Source organism: Kitasatospora sp. NPDC057198 (genome assembly GCF_042670125.1).
Classification (GTDB): Bacteria; Actinomycetota; Actinomycetes; order Streptomycetales; family Streptomycetaceae; genus Kitasatospora.
This window is the reverse complement of record NZ_JBHUWH010000631.1, coordinates 1-3,658: the sequence shown is the minus strand read 5'-3', so window position 1 is coordinate 3,658 and position 3,658 is coordinate 1. Positions and strand designations below refer to the sequence as shown.

General features: G+C 77.0%; 4 protein-coding genes. 1 reads left to right on the top strand and 3 read right to left on the bottom strand.

Features of this window, described 5'->3' with window-relative positions; genetic code table 11:
• Nucleotides 1-109: 109 nt before the first annotated feature.
• The 3 genes from ACFUEL_RS36875 to ACFUEL_RS36865 all read right to left on the bottom strand — a co-directional run bounded on the left by ACFUEL_RS36875 (nucleotide 110) and on the right by ACFUEL_RS36865 (nucleotide 2,161).
• Complete coding sequence (locus ACFUEL_RS36875) at nucleotides 110-331, bottom strand: hypothetical protein (protein ID WP_380242132.1); 222 nt, start codon at nucleotides 329-331, stop codon at nucleotides 110-112.
• 163 nt (nucleotides 332-494) lie between these two features.
• A complete protein-coding gene (locus tag ACFUEL_RS36870) occupies nucleotides 495-1,736 on the bottom strand; it encodes a PP2C family protein-serine/threonine phosphatase (RefSeq protein WP_380242130.1) in 1,242 nt (413 codons plus the stop codon).
• Between the two features lie 287 nt (nucleotides 1,737-2,023).
• Complete coding sequence (locus ACFUEL_RS36865; RefSeq protein ID WP_380242128.1) at nucleotides 2,024-2,161, bottom strand: hypothetical protein; 138 nt, start codon at nucleotides 2,159-2,161, stop codon at nucleotides 2,024-2,026.
• 42 nt (nucleotides 2,162-2,203) lie between these two features.
• Between ACFUEL_RS36865 and ACFUEL_RS36860 the strand changes: the two genes are divergently transcribed.
• A complete protein-coding gene (locus ACFUEL_RS36860; protein ID WP_380242126.1) occupies nucleotides 2,204-3,130 on the top strand; it encodes a cation diffusion facilitator family transporter in 927 nt (308 codons plus the stop codon).
• The last annotated feature ends 528 nt before the right edge of the window (nucleotides 3,131-3,658 follow it).

Sequence of the window (3,658 nt, the reverse complement as noted above, 5' to 3'; positions counted from 1 at the left end):
GGGCCGTTGACCGGCCCGGGCCCCCGCGCGTTCGTGCCCGCGCCTGCCGTCACAGCGGATCGCGTCACAGCAGGTCGCGTCACGGCGGGCCGCGTCACGGCGGGCCGCGTCACAGCAGGTCGCGGCGCTCGTCCACCACCACCTCGTCCACCGCGCGCCCGAGGTGGCGGCGGCGGCCCAGCACCCGCGCGTACACCGCGACGCCGATCAGGCCCGCCGCCATCAGCACGACGCCGACCACGGTGAGGTTGACGCCCGCCAGGTGCCAGTCCACGCCGAACGCCAGGATCGCCCCCGCCGCCAGCAGGATGATGCAGCCACCGATTCCCATGATCGCCTCCGTCGCCCTGTTGCCCTGTGTTGCCTCGCCCCTCGGCCGGGGCCGCCCGGCGTCTACCCCCGACCCGCCGGAGGATTCCGTCCCGCGCCCGCGCCCTGACACCGGCTCAGGCGTCGGCTCGGGCACAGGCTCGGGCGCCGGCTCGGGAACAGGCTCAGGCGCCGCCGGGGTGCCAGGCGGCGAGCAGCACGGTGGCGTCGTCCCGCAGCCGGTCGCGCTGGTGCGCGGTGATCCGCCGGACGAGCCGGCGCAGCGCCTCGGGGGCGGGCAGGCCGTCGGCCATCGCCCGGGAGACCACGTCCACCAGTCGCTCCTCGCCGAACGGCAGGCCGTCCGCGTCCCGGCCCTCGGTCACCCCGTCGGAGTGCACCAGCAGCTGGTCGCCCGGCTCCAGGCGCGCGGTGTGGACGGTCGGCGCGGTGCGCGGCAGGCCGGCGGGCAGGCCGAGCGGCGGGTGGACGGGGCGGTCCAGGGCCCGGGGGACGATCCGGCCGCGCCGGATCAGCAGCGGCGTCGGATGGCCGCAGTTGATCCAGGACAGGGCGCCGGTGGCGAGGTCCAGGTCGGCGATCACGCAGGTCAGCAGGCGGTCCGGGATCCACTGGGTGAGCGCGGCGTCGATCGCCCCGGCGATGTCGGCCAGGGTGCCGCCCGCCCGGCGGGTGGAGCGGCAAGCCGCGATGGCCACGGCGCTGCACCCCCCGGAGGCCAGGTCGTGGCCCATCGCGTCGACCAGGGTCAGGTGCAGGCGGCGGTCGGCCAGGTTGTGGTCGAAGGCGTCCCCGCCGATGTCGTAGGCCGGCTCCAGGATCGCGCTGGAGGTGGCCAGGCGGCTGCCGATCGTCCGGGGCGGCAGGAACGCCCGGACGAGTTCGGCCTGCAGCGTCATCGTCCGGCGCCGCCCGGTGCGCACCAGCAGGTCGCTGAACGGGGTCTTGGTGGCGACCAGCAGCGCCGTCGCGGTGGCCAGCGCCCGGCAGGAGGCCAGCCGGGCGCCGTCCAGGACGGGCGCGGTCACCTGGAGCACCCCCAGGCGCCCGATGCCGTCCACGATCGGCACCCAGCCCACCGCGCCCGGACCCGGGCCCGGACCCGTGCCCGCCTCGGTGCCGGTGCAGGTGCGTTCGGTGCGGTAGGCGCGGCCGGCCAGCGAGTTGTCCACGTCCAGCACCCCGGGGCCGGACGGCCCGGCCAGCGTCGGGTCCTCCGGCGGGACGGGCAGCGCGGTCAGGCACTTCTCCTGCACGTCGGCCAGGTAGATCCAGGCGCTGGTGAGGCCCAGCCGCCGGGCCGCGTCCCGCACCAGCCGCGGCAGGTCCCGGGGCCCGGCGCGGTGCGAGTCCTCCAGCAGGCGGAGCACTGCGGGCCCGGCCCGGTCCTCGTCGTGGCGGCGCATCGTCGGTCACCTCCGATTCCGTTCCCCCCGCGCCTGTTCCACCTTCCCGGACCTCGCCCGCCCCCGCCCCCCGGGGCCACCCGCCGTGCACCCCGTCCCGCCCCGTCCCGCCCCGTCGGGTCGCCGGCGCGCCCGGCCGGACAGGCAGGGTGCACATCGGCCGCGGTGCGGATCCGTCCGCTCCGGCGTGCCGCCGTCCGGAGGGCGTCGTCGCAGGTCAGCGGGGTCTTATCGCCGCTGAAAACCGTCATCGGTGCAGCCTTTGCCAAGGTGCGCGGCGGTGCGCTTCACTTCCCCGGGTCGCACGACCGGGGCGGGGAAACGGGAGACGGGGAGGCGGGGCCGTGGGCGCCGAGCACGAGCAGCACGACCGGCACGACCACGACCGGCACGATCACGATCACGATCACGACCAGGGCGGTCACGGGCCTGGGGCCAGTGGCCACGGCCACGGGCACGCGCACGGGGTGTCGGTCGACGCCGACCGCCGGTGGCTGGCCGTCGCGCTGGCGCTGATCTGCGGCTACATGGCGGTCGAGGTGGTGATCGGCCTCGCCGCCGGTTCGCTGGCGCTGCTGTCGGACGCGGCGCACATGCTGACCGACGCGGCCTCCATCGTGCTGGCGCTGGTGGCGATGCGGTTGGCCGCCCGGCCCGCCGGGGGCGGGTTCACCTTCGGCCTCAAGCGCGCCGAGATCCTCTCCGCCCAGGCCAACGGGCTGACCCTGATCCTGCTGGCGGCCTGGCTGACCTGGGAGGGGGTGCGGCGGCTGGTCGACCCGCCGGAGGTGGCCGGTTCGCCGGTGCTGTGCACCGCGCTGGCCGGCATCGCGGTCAACGTCGCCGCCGCGTGGTGCCTCTCCCGGGCCAACCGCACCTCGCTGAACGTCGAGGGCGCCTACCGGCACGTCCTCAACGACCTGTTCGGGTTCATCGCCACCGCCGCGGCCGGGCTGGTCGTCCTGGCCACCGGCTTCGTCCGGGCCGACGCCCTGGTCTCGCTGGTCGTGGTGGTGCTGATGGTCAGGGCCGGGTGCGGGCTGCTCAAGGAGTCCGGCCGGATCTTCCTGGAGGCGGCCCCGGCCGGGGTCGACCCCGACGCGATCGGTACGGCCATGGCGGCCCGCCCGGACGTGGTCGAGGTCCACGACCTGCACGTGTGGCTGATCACCTCCGGCCAGACCGCGCTGTCCGCCCACGTCCTGGTGGCTCCCGGCCGGGACTGCCACGCGGTGCGCGCGGAACTGGAGGACGCGCTCGCCCGCGCCCACGGCATCACCCACACCACCCTCCAGGTCGACCACGCCGGCGCCGAACTCCTCACCGTCGGCGCCGGCCTCCCGCGGCCCGCGGGCGGCCACTGCGCGGAACCGCACGGCACCGTCCACCGTTAGGCCCACTGGCACGGTGTGCCCGGCGCGCCCGGCGCACACGCAGGGTGAGCGGGTGCATGCCCCCGGCGGCAATCGAACCCGCTGACGGACCGTCAAGTTCCGTTCTACCGGCGGGTTGGCGGTTCCGGGTAATCCGGGAAACCGGCTACCGTGATTACGGTCCGTCAGTATGCTGGTACGTGCGCGGCCACCGGGCCGGGCGGACGCCGGGGGAGGCGGGATGGCCAGGCGCGGGACGACGCGCGGCGGGCGGGGTGCCGGTGTGCCCGTTGCCCTCCTCGCGGTCCTGCTCTCCGCCCTGCTCGCCCTGCTCGCCGCCGGGCCCCCGGCCCAGGCCCGGGCTCCCCGCCCGCCCGCCTCCGCCACGGCCGAGGAACACCTCGAGTGCACGCACCAGCAGGAGGCGCAGGCCCCGGCCGGCCGGGCCCGCGCCCGGCACCGGGCGAACGGCGGGCCCCCCCCCCCGCCCCCCCCCCCAGCCCCGGGGGCCAGGGCCCCCCCCCCCCCCCCCCCCCCCCCCCCCCCCGG